Here is a 25762-nt window from a genome sequence, read left to right on the forward strand (position 1 = left end):
GTAAATTTATTCTGCTGTAGCGCCAATGCTTGCGATATGACTTTCATATTTTGCATGACAATTTCCTCTAAATTCACACTAAGCAGGCTGAAAAGCCGACCATGCATTTAAACGTTCAAACAGGACAGGTGGCGATTGAAAACACATTTCACGCGTTTCAATATGAACGGCAACCTGCGAGGTAAAGCCTTTGGTCAAACGTTTGCCTGAGTCTGCATCAAAAATCTGATATTCAATTTTCAAACGGTTTTCCCATTCTTTTAAAATGGCACGCACACGTATTTTTTGTTGAAATTCGATGCCTTGCACATAACGGACATAGCTTTCAATGACCGGCCATGCATAACCCGATTGTTTCATTTGCACATAGTTATATTCAAATGCATCGAGTAATTTACAACGTGCAATTTCAAAATATTTAATGTAATGCCCATGCCACACAATGTTCATGGTGTCGACATCATGAAATGGAATTTCAATGATTACATCAGCATGCATAACTTAGCTCCATTTCAACTGTTGATCATGATCATTGAGCAAATCAAACTGCTCAAAACGGTCAACCAAACGCTGTAAATCCTGTTGTAAAGGGCGATCTTCCTCTACAAAGGTGAAGCTTTCAAGCACCCACTGTTGGAACTGCGTTAACACCTGCCCCAATTGTGTATTCAGCCCTTTAAGTTGAATCGCTTGCACTGCGGCACAACTGAGTGCTGCCATCACTTGCTCGGTCAATAGAATCACTCGGCTTGCATCACGTGCAGCAATAGTGCCCATACTGACTTTGTCTTGATTGTGACATTCGGTCGAACGTGAAAAAATTGAAGCGGCAACGGTTTGCTTTAAGGCTTCTGCCGTCCATGCAGATACCCCAATTTGCACAGCTTTAAAGCCATGATTGAGTGGCAAACGCTCAAGACTTGAACCTGTTAAATTACGTGGTAAACCATGATTCATTTTGTGATCGACCAATTGTGCAAGCTGTCGATCCATTAAATCGGCAATATTGGCGATCATGATTTTTAAACTGTCCATGGCTTGGGCAATGTGTCCACCATAAAAATGCCCACCATGTAATACCCGTAAATTGACAGGATCAATCAAAGGATTGTCATTGCTTGAATTTAATTCATTTTCAATAAACTGACGCAGCCATACTTTAGAGTCTTCAAACACCCCAATCACATGCGGTGCACAACGTAGTGAATAACGGTCTTGTAAACGTGGGCTTTGGTGCGCTGTCTGTACTTCGCTATTTAACCAATGACGTAATTGCGCCGCAATCTGTTGTTGCCCCTGATGCGGTTTTTGTGCAAATAAAACTTCATCAAAATGGCTTGGATTGCCCTCTAAAGCCAAGACATTCATGGCTGTAACCAAGGTGCTGCTGAGTGAAATCTGTTCCGCTTTTTTATAGTTCAGGCATGCGATGGCAGTCATGACCGCAGTGCCATTCATCAATGCCAAACCTTCTTTTGGACGCAGTACCAAAGCCTCAATTTTCTGTTCAGCATAGACTTCTGCAATGGGAACGATTTTTTGCTGTGACTGCAAATACACATCACGCTCACCAACCAAAGCACCTGCAATATAAGACAATGGCGTCAAATCACCACTTGCCCCGACAGAACCTTCAGATGGAATCACAGGAATAATATTTTCATTTAACATCCAAACCAGACGTTCCAACAATGCCAAAGACACACCTGAATAACCGCGTGCCAAAGAACATAAACGTGTCACCACCACAGCACGTGCAGTGATTAAATCAAGATTTTGCCCCAAACCACAGCCATGAAAGCGTGACAAATGCAGGGGGAGTTCGTGTACCTGATACTTTGGAATTTCTACCAGACACGAGTCGCCATAACCTGTGGTCACGCCATAAATCACGCCTTCATCTTCAAGCAACTGATCCAGAAAATCAGCACCACGTTGAATCAACTGCCGCCATTCTGCCGTTGCAGGCAATGCCACATGGCAACGATACTGCGCCACAGCCACAATCTGTTCGATTGTTAATGCCTGCTCCCCAATCACTAAAACTTGCATCTTATTATTTTCCAATTATTTGTTCCAAAATTGATAAAAATTAAACCATTGATAAGGGGCACGCAGACAATGTTGCTCCAAAATGGCGACATATTTTCGGGTCACGACCTGCATGGCTGCCAAACGATCGGCACGTGGCAGATGTAACTTTTCTGCCAGCAAATGGATGTGCACATCAAAATGATCGTGTTGTCGGTAACAAAACACTGCCAATAAAGGGACTTTCAGTAAACTTGCCAAAATCCATGCACCTTGTGGCCATGGCGCATCTTCTCCCAAAAAGCAAACTTGCTGTATTCGTTCTGACTGCACAGGCACTCGGTCTGCGGCTAAAATCACCCACTCACCTTGATCAAGTTTGTCTTGTAATAACATCGCTGTTTCAATGCCCAGTTCATCGACAGAAATCAAATGAACATCTGCCTTGTCGTTCATTTTTTTTAAAAAATCATTAAATTTGGTGGCATGCTTCTGATAGACCAAGACATTAATTTTTTGGGCATGTTCCGACTTAATGGCACGTAACAATTCAATATTACCAAAGTGCGATACCATGATAATTGCACCTTTTTGATAATGTGCCCGAAAGTGTTCATGTCCATGCAAGTTCAACTTTTGTTCAGGAATATGCCCAAGCCATCCTTCAATTTTATCGAGCAGACATTCCCCAAATTGCATGAGATGGCTATAACTATTTGCAAGCGTGGGTGCATGGGTAAAAGGTGACTGTTCGCCTGCAAACTGATGCAATTTCCTGAGATATTGCAAAGAAGCCTGTTTGGCTGTTTTGGAAAATAACCAATACCACATAATCACAAAGTACAAGACGATACGGCATAAAAAACGCCCACCCAAACGGTAGAACCAAAGCATCAGCATCAGGGGGAACATTCCCCCTTTTTCTCTGAGTTCACTCCATTGTGGACGGGTTGACTCAGACATCCGTTGAACCTGTATATTTCTGTTTTAACAGCTTAGGCAATCGCAGCAACATTCCTGCAAACAGTCTCGAATGGGCTGTACTCATACCGACATTGTCACGCCAGACATTAAAATGTGAAATGCCCTGCTCAGGATAAATCACATGGGTTGGAACATTGATAAAAGGTACATTTTCCCATTTTAAACGGACTAAAATTTCACTGTCAAAACCCATACGCGGTTGAAATTTTGCAGTATTTAATATTTGAATGGTCGCTGCCAATGGATAAACCCGAAAGCCACACATACTGTCTTTAATTTCAAAAGACAGACTATTGATCCACACCCAGATATGCGTCGCATAACGCCCATACAGACGACCTTTGGGTACAGATTCATCAAAAATGGGCTGACCGATCACCATCGCTTTTGGGTGCTGCTGTGAGATCTGTAAAAACTTAGCGATATCCTGCCAGTCATGCTGACCATCTGAATCAATTTGTAAAGCATGACTTAAACCCAGCTCAAATGCATGATTCAGCCCTGTGATCACTGCCTGTCCCTTGCCTTGATTTACTTCATGTTCAAGCAAAATCATCTGTGCAAACTGATGTTTTAAATCTTGAAGCAACTGCGTACACTTTTCATCACTGCCATCATTGACCACAATGATGGGCAAAGCAAAAACCTTCAGATGCTCAAGCAATGCCTGAATATAATGCGGATGATTATATACAGGAATGACAAATCCATACTGCGCCATATCCATCCCCTAGACCGTATCTGTTTGCTGTTGAAGCATAAATAATAATCGCCCTGAAGCCAGCGTTTTATCCTGTGCATAGAGTTCAAAATGTACTTTATGCAACTGACGTTGCAATTTTAATTGCACAACAGCATAGGGCTTGATTAAGTCCTGAAACTTCAATTGTTCATAGCCATTACACCAATCCAGCGCTGTCCAAAGTTGTTTGGCAAAATGCTGAATAAAGCCAATTTGCCCCACGCCTGCATAAATTGGCAAGTTTGGAAAATGCCCTTTAAAACACGCCAACTCAGGTGGAAATTCCAATACATATTGTGCAGATTCTGCGGTGTAAGTCTGACTCAGTACAACGGGGGTCAATAAAGGCTGAAACAAAGATTGCATCATCTGTTTATTCAGTTTGGATTGGCTGTTACGTGGCAACTGTGATAAAAAACGCCACTGCCTTGGAATGGCAATCGTTTCCAGTTGTTCAGTCAATTGTTGTTTAAGCTTTGCCACAAATTGGGCTTTATTTTGCTGCATAAGAACGTGCTGAGCAGATGCCGTCAACACAGCCACACAAGCTAAAATTTGCCGATGATCCTTTTGGGTGACAAGGACATGACATTCTGCGATCTCATCCAAAGTCAAAATTTTATGTTCAATCGCATCCAGACTTAGGCGTTTTTCTTCCAGTTTAATTAAACGATCCAAACGCCCTGACAATTGAAATGGGGTTTTTAAACACGTCGCATCACGCACACTGACACGGTCGCCCGTTAAAATCCAGTCTTCGGTAAATGCGTGATTTGTTTGCACTGCCAGTTCTTCATGTTCAGCCATACGAATGTTGACATTGGCAAAGGGTGTCCACAAGGCATCATCCTGCTGACGATTGGCAATGCCACCTGTTTCAGAGCTGCCTAAAACCTCAACAACAGGACGATTCAGATGGGGACGGATGCCTGATTCCAATTTCCCCCCTGAAGAATAAATGTATTGGCAATCTTGCAACAGCACATCTATAGTCCAACGTTTAAGCAATGCAGGGCTTGAAATGACATAGTTTTTGCGCTGCAATGCGTTTAATTTTTGTTGTACTGCCACAACATCTTCGGGAAATGCCAACTGTGGAATATAAAAACTGCGTCCACTTGCCAAAGGCAATAATAATTTAAACAATAAGCCATAAATATGTTGATGGCTGACCGTTGCAATGGCAATGCTATCTTGCAACAAATCAAAACTTTGGTCCAGACCTTGTACTTCATTCAGCAGTTGACGCAATGTTCTCGGAATTTTTTTAGGTTGTCCTGTAGAGCCTGAGGTATAAAAATAAACCTGTGCCTGTTGTAGAAACTGCTCACTCAGATCAAGATGTTGTAACTCAAATGTTCCATTTTCCAATAACGACTCAGACTGACGACTCAAGAAATGAATGCCCTGCTGTGCCAGTTCCTCTTCCAACGCTTTCACTCGATGCGGTGCAATCAGCACTTGCTTATTTGCCAGTAGTGCTGCGAAAAATAAAACCAGAAATTCATGGCTATCATTTTCCCACAAGGCGTACTGTTCAGCCTGTAACTGTGCAATGGCAAGGCTTTGCTGTCCGACATCCTGCCAAAACTCACGAAAAGCAATGCCACTCAGGTCATCTCGAATGGACAAAACATGTGAAGAAAAAATATGTGTCTGAAAATGACAGGACATGATGGAGATCACTCTTACTAATCGTCAGGTAAATGGGGCTGTATTCATGACTGATTTAAACGTTGATGACGTTTACGCAACACAAATTCACCTAAAAATAAAATGCCCATCAACACATAGGAAATAAAACCATTATAAATCACCCATATTTTCATGGGTGCAAACACAACGGTATACAGCGCAATGGCGGCATTTACCACAAAAAAACCACACCACACCATGGTCACCTTACGCGTCCAAAGGATGCCTGACTCAGGTAAATCAGGTTCCACCAAACGGGCAAAACGTTCAATCATGGAGGGTGGTCGAATCAGGGTCGAGGCAAAAATGATCCCCGCACCCACACTCATAAACACAGGGTACATTTTCAGCCATGCGTGATCTTTTAACAACACACTCAATGTACCGCAAAGTATCGCAAACCATGTCAGTGGCAACAGCAATGCATTGCCCTGACTGAATAATCTGACCACCCCCAAAGTGATCAGCAAAACACTCACCCAGAGAAAATGTCCCTGTGACAGTCCCCATCCAACCAGAAAGGGGTACAAAATCATGCAAAGGAGAATAATCCCTTTAATGACTTGTTTCATTCAGCCAACATGTTATGAATGACAGTGACCACGTCCTGTACGGTTTTTACATTTTTAAAATCTTCAGGCTGTACTTGTTTGCCTGTCAATTCCTTAATTTTAACCACCAGATCAATGGCATCAATGCTGTCTACATCCAGATCAGAATATAAATTTGAATCAAGCTGAATATCGCCTGCTTCAATTTCAAATAATTCTTCCATCCACTCACGGAGTTTTTCTAAAATTTGTTGTTGCGTTAACATTTGAACCTCTTATGCTTTTTGTTGGTTTTCAACCAAAGCCACCAGACTTTGAATCGATTTAAAGTGCTGTTTGGTTTCAGCAGATTCGGCATTGAGATGAATGTTATAGCGCTTTTTCAAAGCCAAACCCAATTCCAATGCATCAATGGAATCCAGTCCTAAGCCATCACCGAATAAAGGGGCTTCGGTGTCGATATCTTCTATGCTGATGTCCTCTAGGGCAAGTACATCAATGATCATTTTTTTTAGCTCATCAGCAAGATTACTCATGATTCGATAACTCTTGATTAAAAAATTGTTGAAGTTTTTGATTTAATTGACGAACATGCTTAGGTGAAACTTGGGTTTCTGCTAAGATTTCATCAATATAAATCGCATCGAGGACTTTAATTTCAATATGAAATGGTTCGGATGGAATGTGATACCATTTTTCATTTTTGGTCAGCGTTGATGGTGTGCAGCGAATGATGATTGGGCGAATCGGCACATTTGCACGTAAAGCAATATTAGCAGCGCCCCGTTGAAAGTCATTTAAAGTCTGCCCTTTGGCAGTCCGTGTGCCTTCAGGGAAAATCAACAATGAAGCTGCCTGATCTTCTTGTAAGCGTTCTACACAATCATGGATAAACTGTTCAGACCCAGCATTTAAAATATAACCTGCTGAGCGTACAGGTCCTTGAGTGAAGGGATTTGACCATAAAGCCTCTTTCACCACGCAGTTGGCTTTTTCCATTAAACCAATTAAGACCACAACATCAACCAATGTCGGATGATTGGCAATCACCAATTCCTGACGGCTTTGTTGTAATTTTTCTAGCCCCTCAATTTCATAGGTCATGATGCCCAATTTGACCATCATTTCAACAAAACCCTTAAAGCTGTGTCGAATCACTTGCTGCGCACGATCTTGCCTGATTTTGGCATCTGAACTGGATAAATTTACCAAAGGTGCAATGATGCTACCGATTGCCACACCACCTAAACCAAAACTTGCAAAGCTAAAACCTGTCGCGCCAACACGCCAAGCATAATTTAATTTTTTACGAAATGTTTTCATCTTTTAGATCTTTGACCATATACCGCAACTTTGTTGCGTAGATTGTCCACAAAAATTATAAAAACTCAGTGCATCTAAATATTTAGGTTCCACTTGTAGCAATTGAGTTTCATCTAATGCCATATTGGGTGAAGTTAAATCCACTAAAGTAGCCAATGCAAAGCCATTAAAATTTTGATGTTCTACATAAACTTGCGGCAATGGTTCATCATAATAAATCACTAAAGCACGCCCAGTAGGTGCCATTGTTTTTAAATATACATAAGCCTCAATCAATGCTTCAGACCAATCTGCACATAAGCTTGTTGAAGGTGTCGCGTCCTGACATAAAATTGAATATAAGCCTGCAACTGCATTATGAACAGAGGTTGAAAATTGTGTTGGTGATGGCGTTATATCTTGTAAAACATCTTCTAAAATTTTATAGGTTTTATGTTCATCACCATATTGAGATGCCCACACAATATAATCAACTTGCTGCTCTGCTAAGCACTCAATTGCACTATTCAGTGCCAACTTGGCAATCGCTGATAAGCGTCGACGTTGCATAGCAGGGATATGCTCAAGTGCAGGATATGTCTCTCCTGCACAACTGAGTTTAAGTTGTGAGACATTAAATTGAATCATGTGAAAATCATATACCCTGTCTATCAATCAATATTATATTTTTTTTGAAAAATCTAAAATTACTTTGCAGATTATATCACTGCTATAAAAAAAAACGCATAGAAAATCGAGGACGATTATTTGTATTTTCTATCATTCTAATGATCAAAACCCAAAGTATACTTTGGGTTTTATGGTTCAATGATCAATTAAAATATTAACGTTTAAATTTCTTTTCCGCTTTCTTAAACTTCTGAATATAACGACGCTTACGTGCAGCAGTACGTTCATCTATTTGTGATTTACGTCCTTCAAATGGGTTTTCTGAAGTTTTAAAATCAATACGCACAGGCGTACCTTCTAATTTGTAAACTTTACGGAAAACATTTTCTAAATAACGACGATAATCCGCAGGGGTTTTATCCACTTTATTACCATGAATCACAATCGTTGGTGGGTTTTGTCCGCCCATATGTGCATAACGCATTTTAATACGTTTGCCACTAAACATAGGAGGTTGATGTGCCTCAGTTGCATCATTTAAAATTTGGGTTAATTTTGCAGGTGAAACTTTTAAATGTGATGAGTCATAAGCACGATGAATTGAAGGATATAAATCACCTACACCTGTACCATGCAATGCAGAAATTAAATGAATTTTCGCCCAAGGAATAAAGTCAAAACGACGGTCAACATCGAGCTTACACTGTTTTCGGTCATACTCAGACATGTTATCCCATTTATTAATGGCGATCACCATGGCACGACCCGCTTCAAGCGCATAACCGATCAAATGCAAATCTTGCTCAACAATACCTTCACGTGCATCGACCACAATCACAACAACATGTGCATCTTTCATCGCTTGTAAAGTTTTTACAATTGAGAATTTCTCAATCATGTCATCGACTTTACCTTTACGACGTACACCCGCGGTGTCGATCAAGGTATATTGACGACCATCTCGTTCATAGGGAATATAAATCGAATCACGTGTTGTACCCGGTTGGTCAAAAGCAACAACTCGTTCTTCACCCAATAAACGGTTAACTAATGTAGATTTACCCACATTTGGACGACCAATGACTGCTAAACGTAGACCAGTCGCTTTATCATGCTCTTCTTCGCTTTCATCTTCAGGAACATCAGCAAGAACATCTTCAAGCATTTGCTGAACACCACGACCATGGCTTGCTGCCACTTGCAATGGTTCACCCATACCTAATTTGAAGAATTCAACCAAAGCTGCTTCTGCATGAACACCATCAACTTTGTTCGCAACTAAGTAAACTTTTTTACCGAGTGTACGTAACTCACGTGCGATTTGCTCATCGGAAGCCAATAAGCCTGCACGCGCATCAACCACAAATACAATAATATCTGCTTCATTGATGGCTGTTTTAGACTGCTCAGCCATGTAAGAGTCTATGCCGCCTTCATTTTCACCAATACCCCCAGTATCGACAACAATGAAAGATTTATTTTGATAGACAGCATCGCCATATTTACGGTCACGTGTTAGACCTGCAAAGTCTGCAACAAGCGCATCACGGCTTTTAGTAATTTGATTGAATAACGTTGATTTTCCGACGTTCGGACGTCCAATGAGCGCAATTACGGGTTTCATAGATTAACCTTAATTCAAGATCAGCCAGTTGGACTGGTCTGAACATCAGATAGTGAGGAAGAAGGTAAGAGCAAATGCTCCAAGATCTTTCGATCAGCTAAAATAAAACAAAGAACTCGGGGCGTTGAATCTTCAATCACCCCGAGTCTTTATAAATACGAATATGTATTAGTTTAACATAAGCGCAAAGAAAATTAACGATTCTGCCAAACAGTTAATTTACCTGTGCGTGTTGCAACAAAAAGTTGATTATCAATCACACGTAAAGTACGAACTTCACCGCTTGTTTTTGCACGTCCAACAATATTGCCCGTATTCGGGTCAATCATATGTAAGACACCATCTAAATCTCCTACAACGAGGTATTGTCCTAACATCACAGGATTAGATAGTTGACGATTTAATAATTGGTCATTTGACCAAAGTACACGCCCTGATGTCAAATCAAATGCTGCAACTTTACCATTCGTTTGTGCAACAAACACTTTGTTATCATAAACTTCTGGACGAGTCGAACTTCCTGCATCTACACTTGAAATAACACGTTGTGAAGCTAAATCGAGTACAGTGACCTGTCCTTGATAACTATTCGTCACAATAAACTGACCAACCACAACAGGATCACCATCAACGTCAATTAAACGCTGAATATCTGAACGCCCTTCTGTCACTGCAACTCGGCGTTGCATACGTGGCATACCAGACAAACTATCAATGGCATAAACATAGCCTGTTGAAGTCGCAACAGCGATTGTTCTTGGATCAAGTTCTACAGGCGATGCTTGCCCACGTAAACTGAAAGATGCATTTGAAAGTTTATATGTCCATGCTTGTTGACCTGTTTCTTGATCAAAAGCGTAAACAGTACCATCATTGGCAACCACAATGACACGACCTGTTTGGATATGCGCAGGACTAATAATTGCACCTGATAATTGTGCAACCCATTTTTGTTGACCTGTTGCCTGATCCAAAGCAAATAACTGACCTTTGGTATTACCAACAACAACTAAGCCTTGTGCAGCTTCTACACCAGAACTGAGACCATTCTTAGTGACTTTGGTTGACCACAAGCGTTGTTTGCCTTTATAAGCTTCAACTTTACCATTTGGATCAAGTAAAAAAATCGTACCATTATCAGCATCAAGTCTTAAACGTAATGGATCTTCTTTATTGGTTGAAGAAACACTTTGTGAAAATACTTGTGTAAGACCTGTTGCTTGCACAATCTTAGGAAGTGGATTGGGCTTAACTTTTTCCTCTTTGACCTTATTACTTGAACAGCCCATAAGTGCTGCTGATAAAATTGCTAAAGCAAAAGGTATTTTATATTTTCTATCCATTAAGACTCATCCACTTGTGTTTCTAAAATTGGGCGTTCGAATTCAGGATCATCTACTAATACACCAACACTTTCGAGTTTAATTTGTAAAATTTGACGTTCTTGTTTACGTTCTAACAACGCAGCCCATGCAGCTTGATATGATTTTTTAGCATTTTCAAGATCATTTTTAGCAACATAGATGTCACCTCTCATTTCATCTGCTGTTGCTTTAAACGTTGGTTCTGTCACAGTAGATAAAGTTTTTAATGCTTCATCATATTTATTTTGTGCAAACTGAGCATCTGATAAACGTATTTTAACAGCTTGTAAAATACCTTGATCGTCTATTTTTGAGTTTTCAACTTTTTTCAGTTCACGCTCAGCTTTTGCATAATCTGCTTGTTCATATGCCAATTTTGCCATCGCAAATTGAGCTTGAATGGCTTGAATCGAATCTGGATCTTCTTTAACTAACTTATCCGCAGCAGTCACTAAAGCAGCACTGGCTTTTGCATCACCACTTGCAACTTTAGCTTGGTCAAGCAGTTGTTGAACTTTAGCAGTTTGGTTTTGAGCCTTTGCTAAGTCATTTTTCTGCCAATACTGCCATCCAAAAAAGGCAATCAACGCAATGAGGACACCGCTCACCATAGCTGAGCCATATTTTTTTAAAAATGACTTTAAACTATCTAGTTGTTCTTCGTCAGCCGTTGCGTTCATCTGATTGCCCTTTTCCTAATGTTTTTAACTTATTTTGCAGAAAATTTTTCTATAAAGAACGGTACAACATCATTTACCGCCACTTCGTGCTGTTCCGCGGTTGCAAGCTCTTTAATCAAGACTTGTTGTGCTTCTGATTCACGTTCACCATAAATCAAAGCATAAACAGCACCTGACTGATCCGCCTTTTTCATCTGGCTTTTCATTGAACCTTGTGAACCTACTTTTAAGCGTATTGTACTATTTTTAGCTTCAAGCTGATCACGGATTTGCTCAGCAAGTACCAAAGCTTGACCTTGAGTCGCAGCATCTGAAACCAAGAACATTTCACACTCACGTGTAGATGTATTGTCTTCAACTTGTTCAAGGAGTAACAATAAACGTTCCATTCCCATTGCAAAACCAACCGCAGGAACAGATTGTTCTGGTTTACCTTTTAACTGCCCAACCAAACCATCATAACGCCCACCAGCACATACCGTACCTTGTGAACCTAAATGTGTTGTTGTCCACTCAAACACTGTTTTATTGTAATAATCTAAACCACGTACGAGTTTTTGATTAATTACAAATTCAATACCTGCATTACTCAAATATTGCTTTAATTGAGCAAAATGCTGCATGGTTTCTTCACCCATAAAATCATGTAATTTTGGTGCATTTTCCAAAATTTTTTGGGTACGAGCATCTTTAGAGTCAAGAATACGCAACGGGTTTGTCGTTAAACGACGTTGTGAATCTTCATCTAACTCTGCCTGATGTGCTTTTAGAAATTCAACCAAAGCCGCACGATATTCTGCACGTTCTTCTGACTCACCTAAAGTATTTAATTCTAAACGAACTTTATCTGCAACACCCATGCGTTTCCACAAACGTGCTGTCATGAGAATGAGTTCAGCATCTTGATCAGGTGTTGCCACGCCAAAAGTTTCCACACCAAATTGATGGAATTGACGATAACGACCTTTTTGTGGTTTTTCATAACGGAACATTGGACCCACATACCAAACACGTGGGTTTGCACCACGTAACAAATTATGTTCCAACATTGCACGAACACAACCTGCGGTACCTTCAGGACGCAAAGTTAAAGACTCAGGTGGATTACCTTTGTCTAAAAATGTATACATTTCCTTTTCAACAATATCTGTTGCATCACCAATTGAACGCTTAAATAAATGCGTTTGTTCAACAATGGGCAAACGGATTTGTTGATAGCCATAAGCATCCATTAATGATGCTAAATGTTGCTCTAGACGTCGCCATGCAGCTGTTTGTGATGGAAGAACGTCATTAAAACCTTTAATTGCGACTATTGAACTCATGACTTACTCAGAAAAACTTGTACGAATTATCTCTTTAGATTTAGCTTCTTCAAGCTCTACAATACGTTGACGAACCATAGCTTCGATTTCATCAACCAACTGGTTTGTATCAATTAAATGGCTTTTTTCACCATTAAGATAAACCAGTGAACGTGGTGCTGCACCAACAACACCGATATCTGCTTCTTTGGCTTCACCTGGTCCATTCACTTTACAGCCAATCACAGATACATCCATTGGAACGCGAACATCTTCTAAACGCTCCTCCAATGTTTGCATCACTTTGATGACATTAAATTCTTGGCGTGAACAGCTTGGGCAAGCAATAAAATTAATCCCATTTGAGCGCAAGCTTAATGATTTTAAAATATCAAAACCAATTTTTACTTCTTCCTCAGGCTCAGCTGCCAAAGAAATACGCATAGTATCGCCAATACCTTCCATCAATAAACCACCCAGTGCAATGGCTGATTTAACCGAACCAGTACGATATACACCTGCTTCAGTTACACCTAAATGTAATGGATTATCAATCTGTTGAGATAATAAGCGATATGCATCCATAGTTAAAAATACATTTGATGCTTTGACTGATACTTTAAACTCATGAAAGTTTAAACGGTCTAAAATATCAATATGGCGCATTGCAGACTCTAATAAAGCAGCACCAGTAGGTTCGCCATATTTTTTTTGAATGTCTTTTTCTAATGAACCTGCATTTACACCAATACGCATTGAAATATCATGATGTTTTGCTGCTGCAACCACTTCACGAATTTTAGCTTCAGAACCAATATTACCCGGGTTAATACGCAAACAATCTGCACCAAAGTCTGCTACAGCCAAAGCAATTTTATAATCAAAGTGAATATCGGCAACCAATGGTACTTGTACACGTTTGCGAATTTCACCAAAAGCTTTTGCAGCTTCCATGGTTGGCACAGAAACACGCATGATGTCAGCACCTACATCAACACAACGCTGAATTTGTGCAACTGTCGCATCAACATCACATGTTTCTGTATTGGTCATACTTTGGATGCTAATAGGCGCATCGCCACCGACATAGACTGAACCAACACGAATTTTTCGTGTTGGGCGACGTTTTATAGGATTTTCAATCATTGTACCGCTCGACTCAATTTGATTAACGAGATAAACGGAATTCTGCCTTTCCGTTCACAGTATATGGAGACAATGAAATCTGCTCATTATTAAGGCTTAATGACACTGCTGATGCATCATCAAGTCGAATCTGGAATGGAGATTCACCTGTCAATGTTAAAGCCTCAGATTGACGACCTGTAGCCAATACTTTACCTGTACTGTCCACAATTTTAATCGATGTTGGACGACTAAAATTTAGCACCATTTGATCACCAGATGTTGCTGTCGCACCATTATTATTCATTGATAAAACTTCAACATTCGATTCCTGCGGTTTTGCATCAGCATCATCATTTTTATTTGATGACCATTTCTGAACACCCGCAATAACAGCCCAAATCACCAGCATTGCAATCGCTGCAATTGCTGCTCGTTTTAGCCATTTTTTATTGCGATCGCTATTTGAACCTGGAAGCTTACCCATGATTTTGATCGGAGAATTATTTAAAGCATGATTTGGCAATAATCCAGTATCATTTTGATAAATATCATCAAAACGTTGAATAATTGCAGTTGCATCTACTTTTAAATATTTTGCATACGAGCGATAATAACCTTTGATAAAAGTAGCTTCAGGCAAAGATTTATAATCATCTTTTTCCAAAGCTTGTAACGCTTTTAAAGGCATATTTAAGTCCGCTGCAACAGCATTAATATCACGATTTTGTGAAACACGAACTTGACGTAAGTACTCGCCCGGACGTTGAACATTTCCTAAACCATTAGGTGCTACGTTTGAACCAGTAGGTTGCTGTGAATTAGGATTTACTTCCATACGGCCTCAGTACTGTACTGTAATTGCAAATAACGTTGATATTCTTGGCTTTCAGGGAATAGTGCGCGTAATTGGTTAACCAATACTTGCGATCCCATTTGATCACCATTGGCTCTAGCGATACGAATACCGATCCAAAGCGCCCTTGGATCTTGATTTTTCTGACCCACTAAACGCACAAACTGCTCATAAAGTTGACTTGCCTGAGCGGTTTGTTGTTTTAAATATAATAGTTCTGACAACTCGATTAAAGATATAACAGAGTCTCGATTCACTTGCAGGGTTTGCTTGAACGTTTTTTCAGCATTTTCTTTATCGCCGATCACCATATAAACTTTGCCAAGATTTTCCAAAGCTTTATAGCGCTGATCATAACCTAAACTCGCACCTGCAATTTGAAGCTGTGCAATCGCGTCATTATAACGCTTCATCAAATATAAGTAAGTACCATAATTATTGCGTGCTTGAGCATTTTCAGGATCGCGAGAGATAGCACGTTTAAAATAACTATCTGCCCTTTCCATACTGTGCTTACTTCCTTCTTGTTGAAGTAAAACACCCATCATCATATTTGCTGTTGCATCACCTGAATCAATTTCTAAAGCTTGATCAAGTGAACGCTTTGCTGCATCTAAATCATGTGTTCGAATATATTCTGCAGCCAATTGAGTACGTACTTTGACTGCTTTTTCGGGATCTTTTTTTAAAACCGACCCTGTTTGTGTGGTTTGACAAGCAGTCAAGAACACAGCGCAACTGATAGCAGCGGCTGTGATCATTTTTGTGTACATATTATTTCTCAAAGCTTGTTCCCCATATTTAATTTTAAAAATGGTCAACCTTGTGAACGCAAAATCTCGTTCTGCTGCGCAACTTTCTTCTTCCATTGTTCTGCACGGCGAGTACGGTCAGCCACCTGACCGACCAATTGACCACACGCAGCATCAATGTCATCACCACGCGTCTGACGAATCGTACACACAAATCCTGCATCAGACAAAGTTTTTTGAAAAGAAATAATTCGATTACGACTTGAACGACCATAAGGTGCATGTGGAAAAGGATTAAATGGAATCAAATTAATTTTACTTGGTAAATTTTTCAATAACTTAATCATTTGTTGTGCATGTTCAGGATGATCATTTACACCATCTAACATGACATATTCAATGGTGACATGTTTACGTGAGCTTTCATTACCATCTTTAGCAATATAACGCTGACATGCTGTAATGAGTTGTTCTAATGGATATTTTTTATTAATCGGCACAAGCTCATTACGTAGTTCATCATTTGGCGCATGTAAAGAAATAGCTAAAGCAACATCAATATCTTGTGCTAATTGATCAATTTTTGGCACCACGCCCGATGTAGACAAGGTCACTCGACGTTTTGACATACCATAAGCAAAATCGTCCAACATGATATTCATTGAGCTTAAAACAGCATCATAGTTGAGTAATGGCTCACCCATACCCATCATCACGACATTGGTCACTGAGCGTTCACGCTCTGCAACAGGCACTTCTTCCATATAAGAATAGTTAGCCATCCATAACTGACCAATGATCTCACTTGGTGTTAAATCACGTTGAAAGCCTTGTTTACCTGTCGAACAAAATGAACAGTCAAGTGCACAACCAACTTGTGAAGAAATACACAAAGTTTTTCGAGAACCTGTTTTGTCTTCAGCAGGAATTAAAACAGTTTCAACCAGTGAACCGTCACCTTCACCAACACGGAATACCCATTTACGAGTACCATCTTTTGAATAGTTACGATGAACAACTTCTGGCGCTTCGATGACACAAATTTTTTCTAATTTTTCACGCAACTTTCCTGAAATATTGGTCATTTCAGAAAAATCTGTTACAAAAAATTGATGTATCCACTTCATCACTTGCCCTGCACGGAATTTTTTCTCTCCCAAATCTTCGAAGAATTTTTCCAATTGCGGACGTGACATGCCAAGTAAATTCACTTTCTGTACATGTGTTTGCTGTGCAGATTTTGATGATGCAGGCTTCTGTTCATCTTGAGTTAATGATGAAGCGACAACTTCAGAATTCATGTGTATTACCTAAAAAACATGTCAATGGATGAGGATTGTTCAATTTTCGAACATTAAAAATAAAAAAACCAGACAAGTAGTATAACACTTATCTGGTTCAGGGTCTGTTAACAATTTACAAAACGTAAAACGCTTCTGTGAATTTTAAGACGACCCTATTGACTCAGAATTAACGAGTACGTGGGCAAACTTCAGTTTGAGCGAAGAAGTAGTTAACTTCACGATCAGCAGAAGCTACAGAGTCAGAACCGTGAGCAGCATTTTCATCGATGCTTACAGCGAAATCTGCACGGATTGTACCAGGAGCAGCTTCTTTAGGGTTTGTAGCGCCTAAGATGTCACGGTGAGCAAGAACTGCGTTTTCGCCTTCAAGAACTGAAACAACAACTGGACCAGAAGTCATGAATGCAACTAAATCAGCAAAGAAACCACGTTCTTTATGTTCAGCATAGAAACCTTCAGCTTCTGCTTGAGAAAGGTGTTTCATTTTAGTCGCAACGATTTTAAGACCAGCTTTTTCGAAACGAGCAAAGATATCACCAATGTGGTTTTTAGCAACTGCATCTGGTTTTACGATAGATAAAGTACGTTCAATAGCCATGATTGGCTCCTTAAGTCAAATTGACATGAAAATTTTGGCGCATTATACCGAATAATGCGCGATTTTCCGCTTTTTAAACTGTAAAAAAATGATTTTTTAGACAGATTAAGACATTTTTTTAGCTGGCTTCATCAATCCAAGCCATTTGAATTGCTTCTAATAAGCCTTCTGTGGACTTTGTTGGATCATCGCTAAAATCGGGTAATGCACAAATCCATGCGTGTAAGTCTGTAAAACGCACCCATTGTGGGTCAACATCTGGGTGAGCTTCATATAGCTCAATCGCGATATCAATTGTATCTGTCCAACGTAAACCCATTGAGGTCATCCTATCCTTTTCCATCTTGGCAATTACTTTAGCAAAATCTAGCCATTTACCAAAATAGAATTCATTTTAAAATACAATTTATAAGCTAATATGCAAAAATGGTGCAGCGACTAAAATCATGCTTGCCACTGTCGCTCCAATTAAAGCCCCCACAATCACATCACTTGGATAATGCAAACCTAAAATCATGCGTGATAATGCAACTAAAATTGTAAAAGGCATCATTAAAAATAAAAGCGCAGGTTGGATATAACCCAATACCACGGTAGTCATCACCGCATGTAAAGTATGACCAGATGGAAAACTAAAGTGATCCAAAGGTCGTTCGCCTAAGATAATCACTTGATGTACTTGATAAGGACGCGGACGAACTGTTTTATGCTTTAATACTTTATAAATACCTGTACCAATCAAAGCACTTAATACGACATAAATTAACTTTAATCCATACGCAAAGCCTTTATTCAGCCACACAATCAGCAACATCAAGTACCAAAATGCGCCATCGCCTAAACGACTAATGATTTTAAAAAACAAAGCCACATATTGCATATGAGACAAATTATTGAGATATAAACAGCCTCTCAAATCTAAATCGAGTATTTTTATTTTAGTTTCTTTAAAATTCATTTTAGCTCTCCTCTCTTGACGAGATGATTTACGTTACTAAAACCTGATCTTGTGTAACCTGATAAAGTGCCTGTTCGAATTGTTGTACCGCATGTCGCCAGCCAATGTTTTGAACATCGTGCATAGCTTGCTGCCCCATTGCACGCAAACTTGCATGGTCAGGAAGCTGTAAAATAGATTGAATGAATTGATCAGTCGCACCCAATAGGCTCAACCAACCCGTTTGTTGATTTTTCAAGTATAGTTGCGCACTTGCATAATCATAAGCAACAACAGGCAAACCACTTGCCATGGCTTCTAAAACAACGTTACCAAACGTTTCCACCTGACTTGCAAAAACAAAAACATCCGCACTTGCATAAGTTTGCGCTAAGCTTGTACCACTTAAGCTACCTGTAAAAATAATATCTTCTGCACCAAGCATTTTTTCTAAACGCTTACGATCTGGACCATCGCCCACAATGACAAACTGCACTTTTTCCTGTGAACACTTTTTAAGTGCAACATAAGCCTCAATCAAAACATTGATCTCTTTTTCAGGAGATAAACGTCCAACATAAAGCAATACTGTCGTGTCATGATCAACGCCCCAACTGCGGCGTAACTGCTCTGAGCGATGACTGGATGAAAATTTTTCTACATCAACACCACGCCCAACAATAACTAGCGGACAAGTTACCCCAAACTGCTTTAAAGCTTTTTCTGTATCGCGACTCGGTACACAAGTTAAGTCTGTATGATTATGAAACCACTTCAAATATCGCTGTACAGGTTTCACCAAAAATGCCAAATCAAAAAAGCGACTAAATTCTTGAAATGGTGAATGAAAACCACTAGAAACAGGGATTTTTTTAGATTTTGCTGCATGCAGTGCCGTAAAACCTAAAGGTCCTTCTGTCACAATATGAACAACATGCGGTGCAAAATCAGAAATTGCTTGGGATACTTTTAAATATTGTGGCCAACCAAAACGCATATCAGGGTATTTAGGTACTGCTTGAGCCGTCACTAAGCACTCTTTATTTGGCGAAAATTCATCACATACATGTTTTTGTTTTGGGCGAATCAGTAAAATTTTATGCCCTTGTTTCTGTAAACCTTTACACAATTGCATCAATGACATTGCTACGCCATTAATTTCAGGAGGCCATGTTTCTGTCACAATTGCAATTTTCAGCCTTGGACGTACAAGCTCTTGAAGAATATTTAAATTTTCAGAAATATGTTGCTGCTTATTATTTTTCTTTAAATAAAATTTAAAATAATCAGGAAAATCTCGTTGTCTGTATAATAAGGCTTCTGCGTACGTCTTTGTCATACGATTACCTCTATCTTCTCTTCATTTTTTATAAGTGTAGGTGATCTTTTTTACACTTTGATGATTTTAAGATGACGGTTTTTTGAAACTATATTTTCATTAAATTGTTTAACTATTTCCCAATACAAAAATAAAGATAAACAGCACCAACCTGTCGAACCAATATTCCGTTTATAATTCAATAAAAAATAAGAGCATAAAAAAATCATGACTCAATATCAAACATGACTCAAACAGATCCAAACATCATGCAACTTTGATCATATATTTTCAGCTTTATAATACCGCTTTAAACAATTGATCACACGATACGCCATTCCAAATGCAATTAAATACCCGATCCAACGTAATGGGTTTAAATAATGCATCCACCAAGGAGTGGCATACCATTCTTGCATCTTTCTTTGTAGCCACGTATTTTCAAACTCCCAATCAGGCAATGCAGCAATTAAAAATAGAGAGCCAACAATGGGAATCCAAACAAATAACATACAAAAACTAGGCAAAGCAAAATATCCAAGCACATCACGATAAATAACTGTGCGAAGATCTGACCAATGTAGATAATTTTGTTTTATTTCAGAAAAATGAGTTAAGTCTTGAGCATCAAAACCACTTTCAGCCCACGCACTAGAAAATATTTTCCAGACCAAAAAGTGCCGATTCATCAGGACTCTATACTTATGATTTGAATTAAAAACAAACTAAATTCGATTTAACAAACCATTTTCAACCTGATAAATCTTGCCCCCTCCAAAATCAATTTGCTGTTTTTCACCATGCAGATTTGGGAAACCAATAATTTTCTCAAGCTGTGGCGAACGCTGAAATTGCCCTGTTTTTGGGTTATACATCCAATAAATATAACGCTTATCTTCTACAGAATAAGACTGTGAAATGTCAGATAAAATAATGTCATAATAACCATCAAAATTAATATCCATATAACCTATACTTTTTGGATATGCTGCAAATCCTGTCAAAGACTGAATCGTCTGATTATTATTTTTATTGACTACATCTACACGTTGTAAAGGTGCGCCATACGTTGTAGTTTGATCACCGCTATAAAATTTAAAGAAAAATGAAGGCTTATTGTTGACTTTAACTGCTGGTTCAAACTGAATATTTTTACCAAAAGTGTCCGTGCCTTCTGAGAGTAAAGTTTTAAAATAACCTGTATTTGCATTTAAAGTACCTGTAAGTTGGTACATGCTATTTTCTGTTGCATCAGTTTCAGAGTTTACTGATTTTAGCGTGAGTTGATCTGCTTTTTGCAAACCTTTAAATGAAATATTTTTATTTTCAACTAAATCCGTCATCACAGCATGTGGATTCCAAATACCCGCATAAAGACTTAAAAAATAACGCCCTTCAGTAGAACGCAACATACGCTGCATAGATACCCGAACTTCATTAAGGGGCTTGAAGTCTTTTGAATTTACTACAGTTTCGGCATGATTTAAATTTGAAAATGTTATAGCAACCATACCCAAGAAAATTTTAAATTTCATAATTTCACCACATTCAAAAACAGCAAAATAATGAGTAATTTATCATAAAAAAAGCCTACTCAATAGAATAGGCTTTTTATAAAGTCAAAAAACTAAAAATTAGTTCTTTTCTTTATCTACGATTTTGTTCGCTTGAATCCAAGGCATCATTGAACGTAACTTGTTACCCGTTACTTCGATACCGTGTGCAGCATTTTGACGACGACGAGCAGTCATTGAAGGATAGTTCAATGCACCTTCGTTAATGAACATTTTCGCGTATTCGCCAGATTGAATACGTTTAAGCGCATTACGCATCGCTTCACGAGACTGTTCGTTGATTACTTCAGTACCTGTTACATATTCGCCATATTCAGCATTGTTAGATACTGAATAGTTCATGTCAGCGATACCGCCTTCGAACATCAAGTCAACGATCAATTTAAGCTCGTGTAAGCACTCGAAGTAAGCCATTTCTGGTGCATAACCAGCTTCAACCAAAGTTTCGAAGCCCATTTTAACCAATTCAACAGCACCACCACAAAGAACTGCTTGCTCACCAAATAAGTCAGTTTCAGTTTCTTCACGGAAAGAAGTTTCGATGATACCAGTACGACCACCACCTACGCCTGAAGCATAAGAAAGTGCAACGTTACGTGCATTACCAGAAGCATCTTGGTGAATTGCGATTAAATCAGGAACACCTGAACCACGTTGATATTCTGAACGTACAGTGTGACCAGGTGCTTTAGGTGCAACCATGATTACGTCTAAGTCAGCACGTGGAACAACTTGGTTATAAAGAACAGAGAAACCATGAGCAAATGCTAAAGTTGCACCTTGCTTGATATTTGGTTCAATCACATCACGATAAAGTTGTGATTGGAACTCATCTGGAGTCAAGATCATAACAACGTCAGCTTGAGCAACAGCAGCAGGAACTTCAGATACTTTAAGACCTGAATTCTCAGCTTTTTTCCAAGAAGTAGAACCTGCACGTAAACCTACAGTTACATCAACGCCAGAATCTTTAAGGTTAAGCGCATGCGCATGACCTTGTGAACCATAACCAATGATTGCTACTTTTTTACCTTGGATGATAGATAAGTCACAGTCTTTATCATAAAAAATTTGCATTGCTGTCTCCGCTTAAATGCTTTTGTTTCCTTTACTTAGTTGGTACGGCTTTATTGTGTACTGATCAACTAAGCCCTCTCCTTTTTTTCTAGGAGAGGATTATAGGTGAATAAATTAAAATTAAATAGTTAAAACTTTTTCGCCACGTGCGATGCCTGACACACCTGAACGTACAACTTCAAGAATGGTATTTTCAGCAAGCGCATCAATAAAACCATCAATTTTTTCAGTTGTACCAGCGATTTGAATGGTATAAGTCGTTGGTGTTACATCAACAATTTGCGCACGGAAAATATCAGCTGTACGCTTAATCTCAGCACGTGCTGAACCTAAAGCTTTGACCTTAATGAGCATTAATTCACGCTCAATATGTGCACCTTCTGACAAATCAACCACTTTTACCACTTCAACCAATTTGTTCAGTTGTTTAGTAATTTGCTCAATTTTGTGCTCATCACCATAAGTCGTTAATGTCAAACGTGACAACGTTGGATCTTCTGTTGGCGCAACATTGAGCGTTTCAATGTTATAGCCACGTTGACTAAATAAACCCACCAAACGAGAAAGCGCACCTGCTTCGTTTTCCATGAGTACAGAAATTATATGTCTCATTGAGTACGCTCCCCTTTAGATAACCACATATCTTGCATTGATTGACCTGCGATCAGCATCGGATAAACATGCTCTGAACGATCAACCATGACATTGATAAATACGCATTTATCATTAATTGCCATTGCTTCTGCAAGTTTAGATTCAAGCTCATCTGCATGGTCAATTTGAATACCAACATGACCATATGCCTCCATCAATTTAGGAAAGTCTGGTAATGACTCAACATAAGAACTTGAATGACGTCCTTCATAGTTCATGTCTTGCCATTGTTTAACCATACCTAAAGCACGGTTATTCAAACAAAGAATTTTTACATTTAAGCCATATTGCTTACATGTCGAAAGCTCTTGGATACACATCTGAATCGATGCTTCACCTGTAATACAGACAACTTGTTGATCTGGAAATGCAAGTTTAGCAGCCATTGCGTATGGTAAGCCCACACCCATTGTGCCCAAACCACCAGAGTTCAACCATTGACGTGGACGTTTGTACTTATAGTACATTGCACCAAACATTTGATGCTGACCAACGTCAGAAGTAATAATGGCATCACCATTGGTTATTTTGTCTAAAGCTTCAACAACTTGCTGAGGCTTCATTGAACCGTCAGTTGCTTTTTCATAGCGTAAGCCATGAACTTTACGCCATTCATTGATTTGATCCCACCAAGCTGCAATTGCTTCTGGATTTGGTTTTGAAACATTCATTTGTTTCAATTGAACCAACATCTCTTGAAGAACTGGCTCTACAGCACCAACAATTGGAATATGCGCAATAATCGTTTTTGAAATTGTTGCAGGGTCAATATCAATATGAATGACTTTTGCATTTGGACAGAATTTCGCTGGATTGTTTGTTACACGGTCATCAAAACGCGCGCCAATCGCTAAAATAACATCCGCATTATGCATTGTCATATTGGCTTCGTATGTACCATGCATACCCAACATGCCAATGAACTGTGGATCATTGCCTGGGAATGCACCTAAGCCCATCAAAGTATTGGTCACTGGGTAACCCAAAAGATGTGCAAGTTCAGTCAACTGTGCAGAAGCATTGCCTTGAACCACACCACCACCTGTATAAATGACAGGACGTTTTGCATTAATCAATTCATCTATTGCTTTACGAATTTGACCAGAATGACCACGATGTGGTGGTTGATACGAACGCATTTTTACCTTTTCAGGGTATTCGTATGCAAATTTCTCAGCAGGATTTGTTGCATCTTTTGGAATATCAACAACAACTGGACCTGGACGACCACTTGCAGCAATATAAAATGCTTTTTTAATAATTGCAGGAATTTCGCTTGCATGACGCACTTGGAAACTGTGCTTCACGATTGGACGAGAAATACCGACCATATCCGTTTCTTGGAACGCATCCTCACCGATTAAATGGCTTGCAACCTGACCAGACAAAATCACCATTGGGATTGAGTCCATATAAGCTGTTGCAATTGGCGTTACGGTATTGGTCGCACCAGGACCAGATGTGACAAGCACCACACCTGTCTTACCTGTCGCACGTGAGTAAGCATCAGCCATATGACCTGCTGCTTGTTCATGACGCACGAGGTAATGATTGATTTTCTCTTGTTGAAATAGCGCATCATAAATATGTAAAACTGCGCCGCCTGGGTACCCAAAAACATGCTCAACGCCTTCGTCCGCCAATGCACGAACGAGCATTTCACCACCAGATAAAAGTTCCAACGTATTCACCCTAATCTTTTTTCCACAACTTATGGGAGACACAAGTTGTGCTTCATTCATTGATTTGTGCGCTCTGTTATAGCACACATATTTACTAGTTTTTGCAGCAATATAAAAATTTTATAGTCACATCACTGTTTAAATGATGTTCATAACAAAAATATGTTGGGATAAACATATTTAATGTAAGGGGGTCACTTTCTCGGTTTAGAGAAAAATGATATTGCTTACGATGCCATTATCCGAAGGGTGATCGAATAAAAACATACAAAACTGAATCAGCATTTTTGTTGTTTTAGCAAGCAAAGTCAAGGTTTCTATTCGCTTTTTTATTGTTTATTTCCCATACGCATTTTTTTTAAACTATTACTTTTTTTTATTCGATTTATAATAAAAAATTCAGTAAGTTATAACTTAATAAATTTTCAATAAAAATCTATCATTTTTTCTAAATACGATTAAAATAAACACAAAATAAAATCACAATAAGTATTCTTTATTTTATGTGTATAATTACCGCATAATATTTAGAAGAATGGAAAAATCCTCATTTCAAAGGTTCTGTCATGCAAAAACCAAAACATTTATATACCAAGATTATTTCCACCACATTTTTAGTTTTAAGCCTTAGTGCAACGTCGCAAAGCTTTGCAAAACAATACTACAAATGGGTCGATCATCAGGGGGCAACTCACTATACCGAAACACCTCCACCTAAAAATGCCAAGAGCAGAACCACAGTGACAACTTATGGTCATAATGCTTCACCATCGACATCATCTGTAACACCTGTCGCACCTGCCACATCAGTAACTTCTCAACCTGTGCAAAATCATAATGAAAGAGCAGATGTTCCCAAAGTCGATCAACAAGGTGAAGCCAATGCAGCTTTACAACGTGGTCAAGAGCGTCCTCAATAAATTCAAATTAAAAAATATCAGCAATAAAAAAACCTTTCATACGAATATGAAAGGTTTT

The 25762-nt window shown here is 39.0% G+C and carries 28 protein-coding genes; 1 reads left to right on the forward strand and 27 read right to left on the reverse strand.

All coding sequences use genetic code 11. The annotated features are described in order from the left end of the window. Positions 1–78: 78 nt before the first annotated feature. The 27 genes from HX124_RS12155 to HX124_RS12285 form a co-directional block, all read right to left on the reverse strand. Positions 79–498, reverse strand: coding sequence for an acyl-CoA thioesterase (locus HX124_RS12155; protein WP_107008335.1), 420 nt, complete (start codon positions 496–498; stop codon positions 79–81). A gap of 3 nt (positions 499–501) precedes the next feature. Further along, positions 502–2052: an HAL/PAL/TAL family ammonia-lyase gene (locus tag HX124_RS12160; protein ID WP_286383310.1), complete on the reverse strand. Its 1551-nt coding sequence runs from the start codon at positions 2050–2052 to the stop codon at positions 502–504. Between the two features lie 15 nt (positions 2053–2067). After that, complete coding sequence (locus HX124_RS12165) at positions 2068–2994, reverse strand: lysophospholipid acyltransferase family protein (RefSeq protein WP_286377633.1); 927 nt, start codon at positions 2992–2994, stop codon at positions 2068–2070. Then, positions 2987–3742, reverse strand: a complete 756-nt coding sequence (locus HX124_RS12170; protein WP_286383249.1) for a glycosyltransferase family 2 protein — start codon at positions 3740–3742, stop codon at positions 2987–2989. Before HX124_RS12170 ends, HX124_RS12165 begins: the two co-directional genes overlap by 8 nt. Positions 3743–3745: 3 nt before the next feature. After that, positions 3746–5431 (reverse strand): ApeI family dehydratase, encoded by a 1686-nt coding sequence (locus HX124_RS12175; protein WP_286383248.1) that lies wholly within the window; start codon positions 5429–5431, stop codon positions 3746–3748. Between the two features lie 44 nt (positions 5432–5475). Further along, the gene (locus HX124_RS12180) at positions 5476–6024 is read right to left on the reverse strand and encodes a COG4648 family protein (RefSeq protein WP_286383247.1); all 549 of its coding nucleotides are present in this window, start codon (positions 6022–6024) and stop codon (positions 5476–5478) included. Beyond that, the gene (locus tag HX124_RS12185) at positions 6021–6269 is read right to left on the reverse strand and encodes an acyl carrier protein (RefSeq protein ID WP_286383246.1); all 249 of its coding nucleotides are present in this window, start codon (positions 6267–6269) and stop codon (positions 6021–6023) included. Before HX124_RS12185 ends, HX124_RS12180 begins: the two co-directional genes overlap by 4 nt. 9 nt (positions 6270–6278) lie before the next feature. After that, complete coding sequence (locus tag HX124_RS12190) at positions 6279–6539, reverse strand: phosphopantetheine-binding protein (protein WP_107008328.1); 261 nt, start codon at positions 6537–6539, stop codon at positions 6279–6281. Then, entirely contained in the window at positions 6532–7326 is a 795-nt protein-coding gene (locus HX124_RS12195; protein WP_107008327.1) for a lysophospholipid acyltransferase family protein, read from the reverse strand. Before HX124_RS12195 ends, HX124_RS12190 begins: the two co-directional genes overlap by 8 nt. Positions 7327–7329: 3 nt before the next feature. Further along, positions 7330–7953, reverse strand: coding sequence for a beta-ketoacyl synthase chain length factor (locus HX124_RS12200; RefSeq protein WP_107008326.1), 624 nt, complete (start codon positions 7951–7953; stop codon positions 7330–7332). A 196-nt stretch (positions 7954–8149) separates the two neighbouring features. Next, positions 8150–9559, reverse strand: coding sequence for a ribosome biogenesis GTPase Der (der, locus tag HX124_RS12205; RefSeq protein WP_286383245.1), 1410 nt, complete (start codon positions 9557–9559; stop codon positions 8150–8152). A gap of 194 nt (positions 9560–9753) precedes the next feature. Then, positions 9754–10902 (reverse strand): outer membrane protein assembly factor BamB, encoded by a 1149-nt coding sequence (gene bamB, locus HX124_RS12210; protein ID WP_107008324.1) that lies wholly within the window; start codon positions 10900–10902, stop codon positions 9754–9756. Next, positions 10902–11603 carry a YfgM family protein gene (locus tag HX124_RS12215; RefSeq protein WP_107008323.1) on the reverse strand — a complete coding sequence of 234 codons (702 nt, stop codon included), beginning with the start codon at positions 11601–11603 and terminating at the stop codon, positions 10902–10904. The genes bamB and HX124_RS12215 overlap by 1 nt, the downstream gene beginning before the upstream one ends. Positions 11604–11632: 29 nt before the next feature. Next, on the reverse strand, positions 11633–12928 hold the full coding sequence (gene hisS, locus HX124_RS12220; RefSeq protein WP_107008322.1) for a histidine--tRNA ligase: 1296 nt from the start codon (positions 12926–12928) through the stop codon (positions 11633–11635). A gap of 3 nt (positions 12929–12931) precedes the next feature. Further along, positions 12932–14053: a flavodoxin-dependent (E)-4-hydroxy-3-methylbut-2-enyl-diphosphate synthase gene (ispG, locus tag HX124_RS12225; protein ID WP_107008321.1), complete on the reverse strand. Its 1122-nt coding sequence runs from the start codon at positions 14051–14053 to the stop codon at positions 12932–12934. A 22-nt stretch (positions 14054–14075) separates the two neighbouring features. After that, positions 14076–14870: a helix-turn-helix domain-containing protein gene (locus HX124_RS12230; protein WP_286383244.1), complete on the reverse strand. Its 795-nt coding sequence runs from the start codon at positions 14868–14870 to the stop codon at positions 14076–14078. After that, positions 14861–15661, reverse strand: a complete 801-nt coding sequence (pilW, locus tag HX124_RS12235) for a type IV pilus biogenesis/stability protein PilW (protein WP_286383243.1) — start codon at positions 15659–15661, stop codon at positions 14861–14863. The genes HX124_RS12230 and pilW overlap by 10 nt, the downstream gene beginning before the upstream one ends. A 44-nt stretch (positions 15662–15705) precedes the next feature. After that, positions 15706–16941 (reverse strand): dual-specificity RNA methyltransferase RlmN, encoded by a 1236-nt coding sequence (gene rlmN / locus HX124_RS12240; RefSeq protein WP_286383242.1) that lies wholly within the window; start codon positions 16939–16941, stop codon positions 15706–15708. 169 nt (positions 16942–17110) lie between these two features. Further along, positions 17111–17542 carry a nucleoside-diphosphate kinase gene (gene ndk, locus HX124_RS12245; RefSeq protein WP_107008317.1) on the reverse strand — a complete coding sequence of 144 codons (432 nt, stop codon included), beginning with the start codon at positions 17540–17542 and terminating at the stop codon, positions 17111–17113. A 118-nt stretch (positions 17543–17660) separates the two neighbouring features. After that, complete coding sequence (gene iscX, locus HX124_RS12250) at positions 17661–17861, reverse strand: Fe-S cluster assembly protein IscX (protein ID WP_286377624.1); 201 nt, start codon at positions 17859–17861, stop codon at positions 17661–17663. Positions 17862–17948: 87 nt separating this feature from the next. After that, the gene (locus HX124_RS12255; protein WP_286377623.1) at positions 17949–18500 is read right to left on the reverse strand and encodes a phosphatase PAP2 family protein; all 552 of its coding nucleotides are present in this window, start codon (positions 18498–18500) and stop codon (positions 17949–17951) included. A gap of 28 nt (positions 18501–18528) precedes the next feature. Further along, positions 18529–19818, reverse strand: coding sequence for a glycosyltransferase family 4 protein (locus HX124_RS12260; protein WP_286383241.1), 1290 nt, complete (start codon positions 19816–19818; stop codon positions 18529–18531). A gap of 260 nt (positions 19819–20078) precedes the next feature. Next, positions 20079–20486, reverse strand: a complete 408-nt coding sequence (locus tag HX124_RS12265; RefSeq protein WP_286383240.1) for a hypothetical protein — start codon at positions 20484–20486, stop codon at positions 20079–20081. Between the two features lie 36 nt (positions 20487–20522). Continuing rightward, the gene (locus tag HX124_RS12270) at positions 20523–21332 is read right to left on the reverse strand and encodes an XAC2610-related protein (RefSeq protein ID WP_286383239.1); all 810 of its coding nucleotides are present in this window, start codon (positions 21330–21332) and stop codon (positions 20523–20525) included. A gap of 99 nt (positions 21333–21431) precedes the next feature. After that, entirely contained in the window at positions 21432–22448 is a 1017-nt protein-coding gene (gene ilvC / locus HX124_RS12275; RefSeq protein WP_107008311.1) for a ketol-acid reductoisomerase, read from the reverse strand. Positions 22449–22568: 120 nt separating this feature from the next. Continuing rightward, the gene (gene ilvN / locus HX124_RS12280) at positions 22569–23060 is read right to left on the reverse strand and encodes an acetolactate synthase small subunit (RefSeq protein WP_107008310.1); all 492 of its coding nucleotides are present in this window, start codon (positions 23058–23060) and stop codon (positions 22569–22571) included. Then, positions 23057–24784, reverse strand: coding sequence for an acetolactate synthase 3 large subunit (locus HX124_RS12285; RefSeq protein WP_286383309.1), 1728 nt, complete (start codon positions 24782–24784; stop codon positions 23057–23059). The genes ilvN and HX124_RS12285 overlap by 4 nt, the downstream gene beginning before the upstream one ends. Positions 24785–25350: 566 nt before the next feature. On the opposite strand from HX124_RS12285, the gene HX124_RS12290 reads away from it, so the two are divergent. Further along, the gene (locus tag HX124_RS12290; protein WP_286383238.1) at positions 25351–25704 is read left to right on the forward strand and encodes a DUF4124 domain-containing protein; all 354 of its coding nucleotides are present in this window, start codon (positions 25351–25353) and stop codon (positions 25702–25704) included. Positions 25705–25762 lie beyond the last annotated feature (58 nt).

It is taken from the genome of Acinetobacter sp. 226-1 (assembly GCF_030329325.1).
Classification (GTDB): Bacteria; Pseudomonadota; Gammaproteobacteria; order Pseudomonadales; family Moraxellaceae; genus Acinetobacter; species Acinetobacter sichuanensis.

Excerpts from the sequence above, each read along its gene's own strand:
- HX124_RS12265 (WP_286383240.1), bottom strand. The coding sequence starts at position 20,486 with ATGAATCGGCACTTTTTGGTCTGGAAAATATTTTCTAGTGCGTGGGCT.
- iscX (WP_286377624.1), bottom strand. The coding sequence starts at position 17,861 with ATGGGTTTACGTTGGACAGATACAATTGATATCGCGATTGAGCTATAT.
- ilvN (WP_107008310.1), bottom strand. The coding sequence starts at position 23,060 with ATGAGACATATAATTTCTGTACTCATGGAAAACGAAGCAGGTGCGCTT.
- der (WP_286383245.1), bottom strand. The coding sequence starts at position 9,559 with ATGAAACCCGTAATTGCGCTCATTGGACGTCCGAACGTCGGAAAATCA.
- pilW (WP_286383243.1), bottom strand. The coding sequence starts at position 15,661 with ATGTACACAAAAATGATCACAGCCGCTGCTATCAGTTGCGCTGTGTTC.
- bamB (WP_107008324.1), bottom strand. The coding sequence starts at position 10,902 with ATGGATAGAAAATATAAAATACCTTTTGCTTTAGCAATTTTATCAGCA.
- HX124_RS12290 (WP_286383238.1), top strand. The coding sequence starts at position 25,351 with ATGCAAAAACCAAAACATTTATATACCAAGATTATTTCCACCACATTT.
- HX124_RS12185 (WP_286383246.1), bottom strand. The coding sequence starts at position 6,269 with ATGTTAACGCAACAACAAATTTTAGAAAAACTCCGTGAGTGGATGGAA.
- ndk (WP_107008317.1), bottom strand. The coding sequence starts at position 17,542 with ATGGCTATTGAACGTACTTTATCTATCGTAAAACCAGATGCAGTTGCT.
- HX124_RS12180 (WP_286383247.1), bottom strand. The coding sequence starts at position 6,024 with ATGAAACAAGTCATTAAAGGGATTATTCTCCTTTGCATGATTTTGTAC.
- HX124_RS12170 (WP_286383249.1), bottom strand. The coding sequence starts at position 3,742 with ATGGATATGGCGCAGTATGGATTTGTCATTCCTGTATATAATCATCCG.
- HX124_RS12195 (WP_107008327.1), bottom strand. The coding sequence starts at position 7,326 with ATGAAAACATTTCGTAAAAAATTAAATTATGCTTGGCGTGTTGGCGCG.
- rlmN (WP_286383242.1), bottom strand. The coding sequence starts at position 16,941 with ATGAATTCTGAAGTTGTCGCTTCATCATTAACTCAAGATGAACAGAAG.
- HX124_RS12165 (WP_286377633.1), bottom strand. The coding sequence starts at position 2,994 with ATGTCTGAGTCAACCCGTCCACAATGGAGTGAACTCAGAGAAAAAGGG.
- ilvC (WP_107008311.1), bottom strand. The coding sequence starts at position 22,448 with ATGCAAATTTTTTATGATAAAGACTGTGACTTATCTATCATCCAAGGT.
- HX124_RS12230 (WP_286383244.1), bottom strand. The coding sequence starts at position 14,870 with ATGGAAGTAAATCCTAATTCACAGCAACCTACTGGTTCAAACGTAGCA.
- hisS (WP_107008322.1), bottom strand. The coding sequence starts at position 12,928 with ATGAGTTCAATAGTCGCAATTAAAGGTTTTAATGACGTTCTTCCATCA.
- HX124_RS12255 (WP_286377623.1), bottom strand. The coding sequence starts at position 18,500 with ATGAATTTTAAAGAAACTAAAATAAAAATACTCGATTTAGATTTGAGA.
- HX124_RS12260 (WP_286383241.1), bottom strand. The coding sequence starts at position 19,818 with ATGACAAAGACGTACGCAGAAGCCTTATTATACAGACAACGAGATTTT.
- HX124_RS12175 (WP_286383248.1), bottom strand. The coding sequence starts at position 5,431 with ATGTCCTGTCATTTTCAGACACATATTTTTTCTTCACATGTTTTGTCC.
- HX124_RS12160 (WP_286383310.1), bottom strand. The coding sequence starts at position 2,052 with ATGCAAGTTTTAGTGATTGGGGAGCAGGCATTAACAATCGAACAGATT.
- HX124_RS12270 (WP_286383239.1), bottom strand. The coding sequence starts at position 21,332 with ATGAAATTTAAAATTTTCTTGGGTATGGTTGCTATAACATTTTCAAAT.
- ispG (WP_107008321.1), bottom strand. The coding sequence starts at position 14,053 with ATGATTGAAAATCCTATAAAACGTCGCCCAACACGAAAAATTCGTGTT.
- HX124_RS12190 (WP_107008328.1), bottom strand. The coding sequence starts at position 6,539 with ATGAGTAATCTTGCTGATGAGCTAAAAAAAATGATCATTGATGTACTT.
- HX124_RS12215 (WP_107008323.1), bottom strand. The coding sequence starts at position 11,603 with ATGAACGCAACGGCTGACGAAGAACAACTAGATAGTTTAAAGTCATTT.
- HX124_RS12200 (WP_107008326.1), bottom strand. The coding sequence starts at position 7,953 with ATGATTCAATTTAATGTCTCACAACTTAAACTCAGTTGTGCAGGAGAG.
- HX124_RS12155 (WP_107008335.1), bottom strand. The coding sequence starts at position 498 with ATGCATGCTGATGTAATCATTGAAATTCCATTTCATGATGTCGACACC.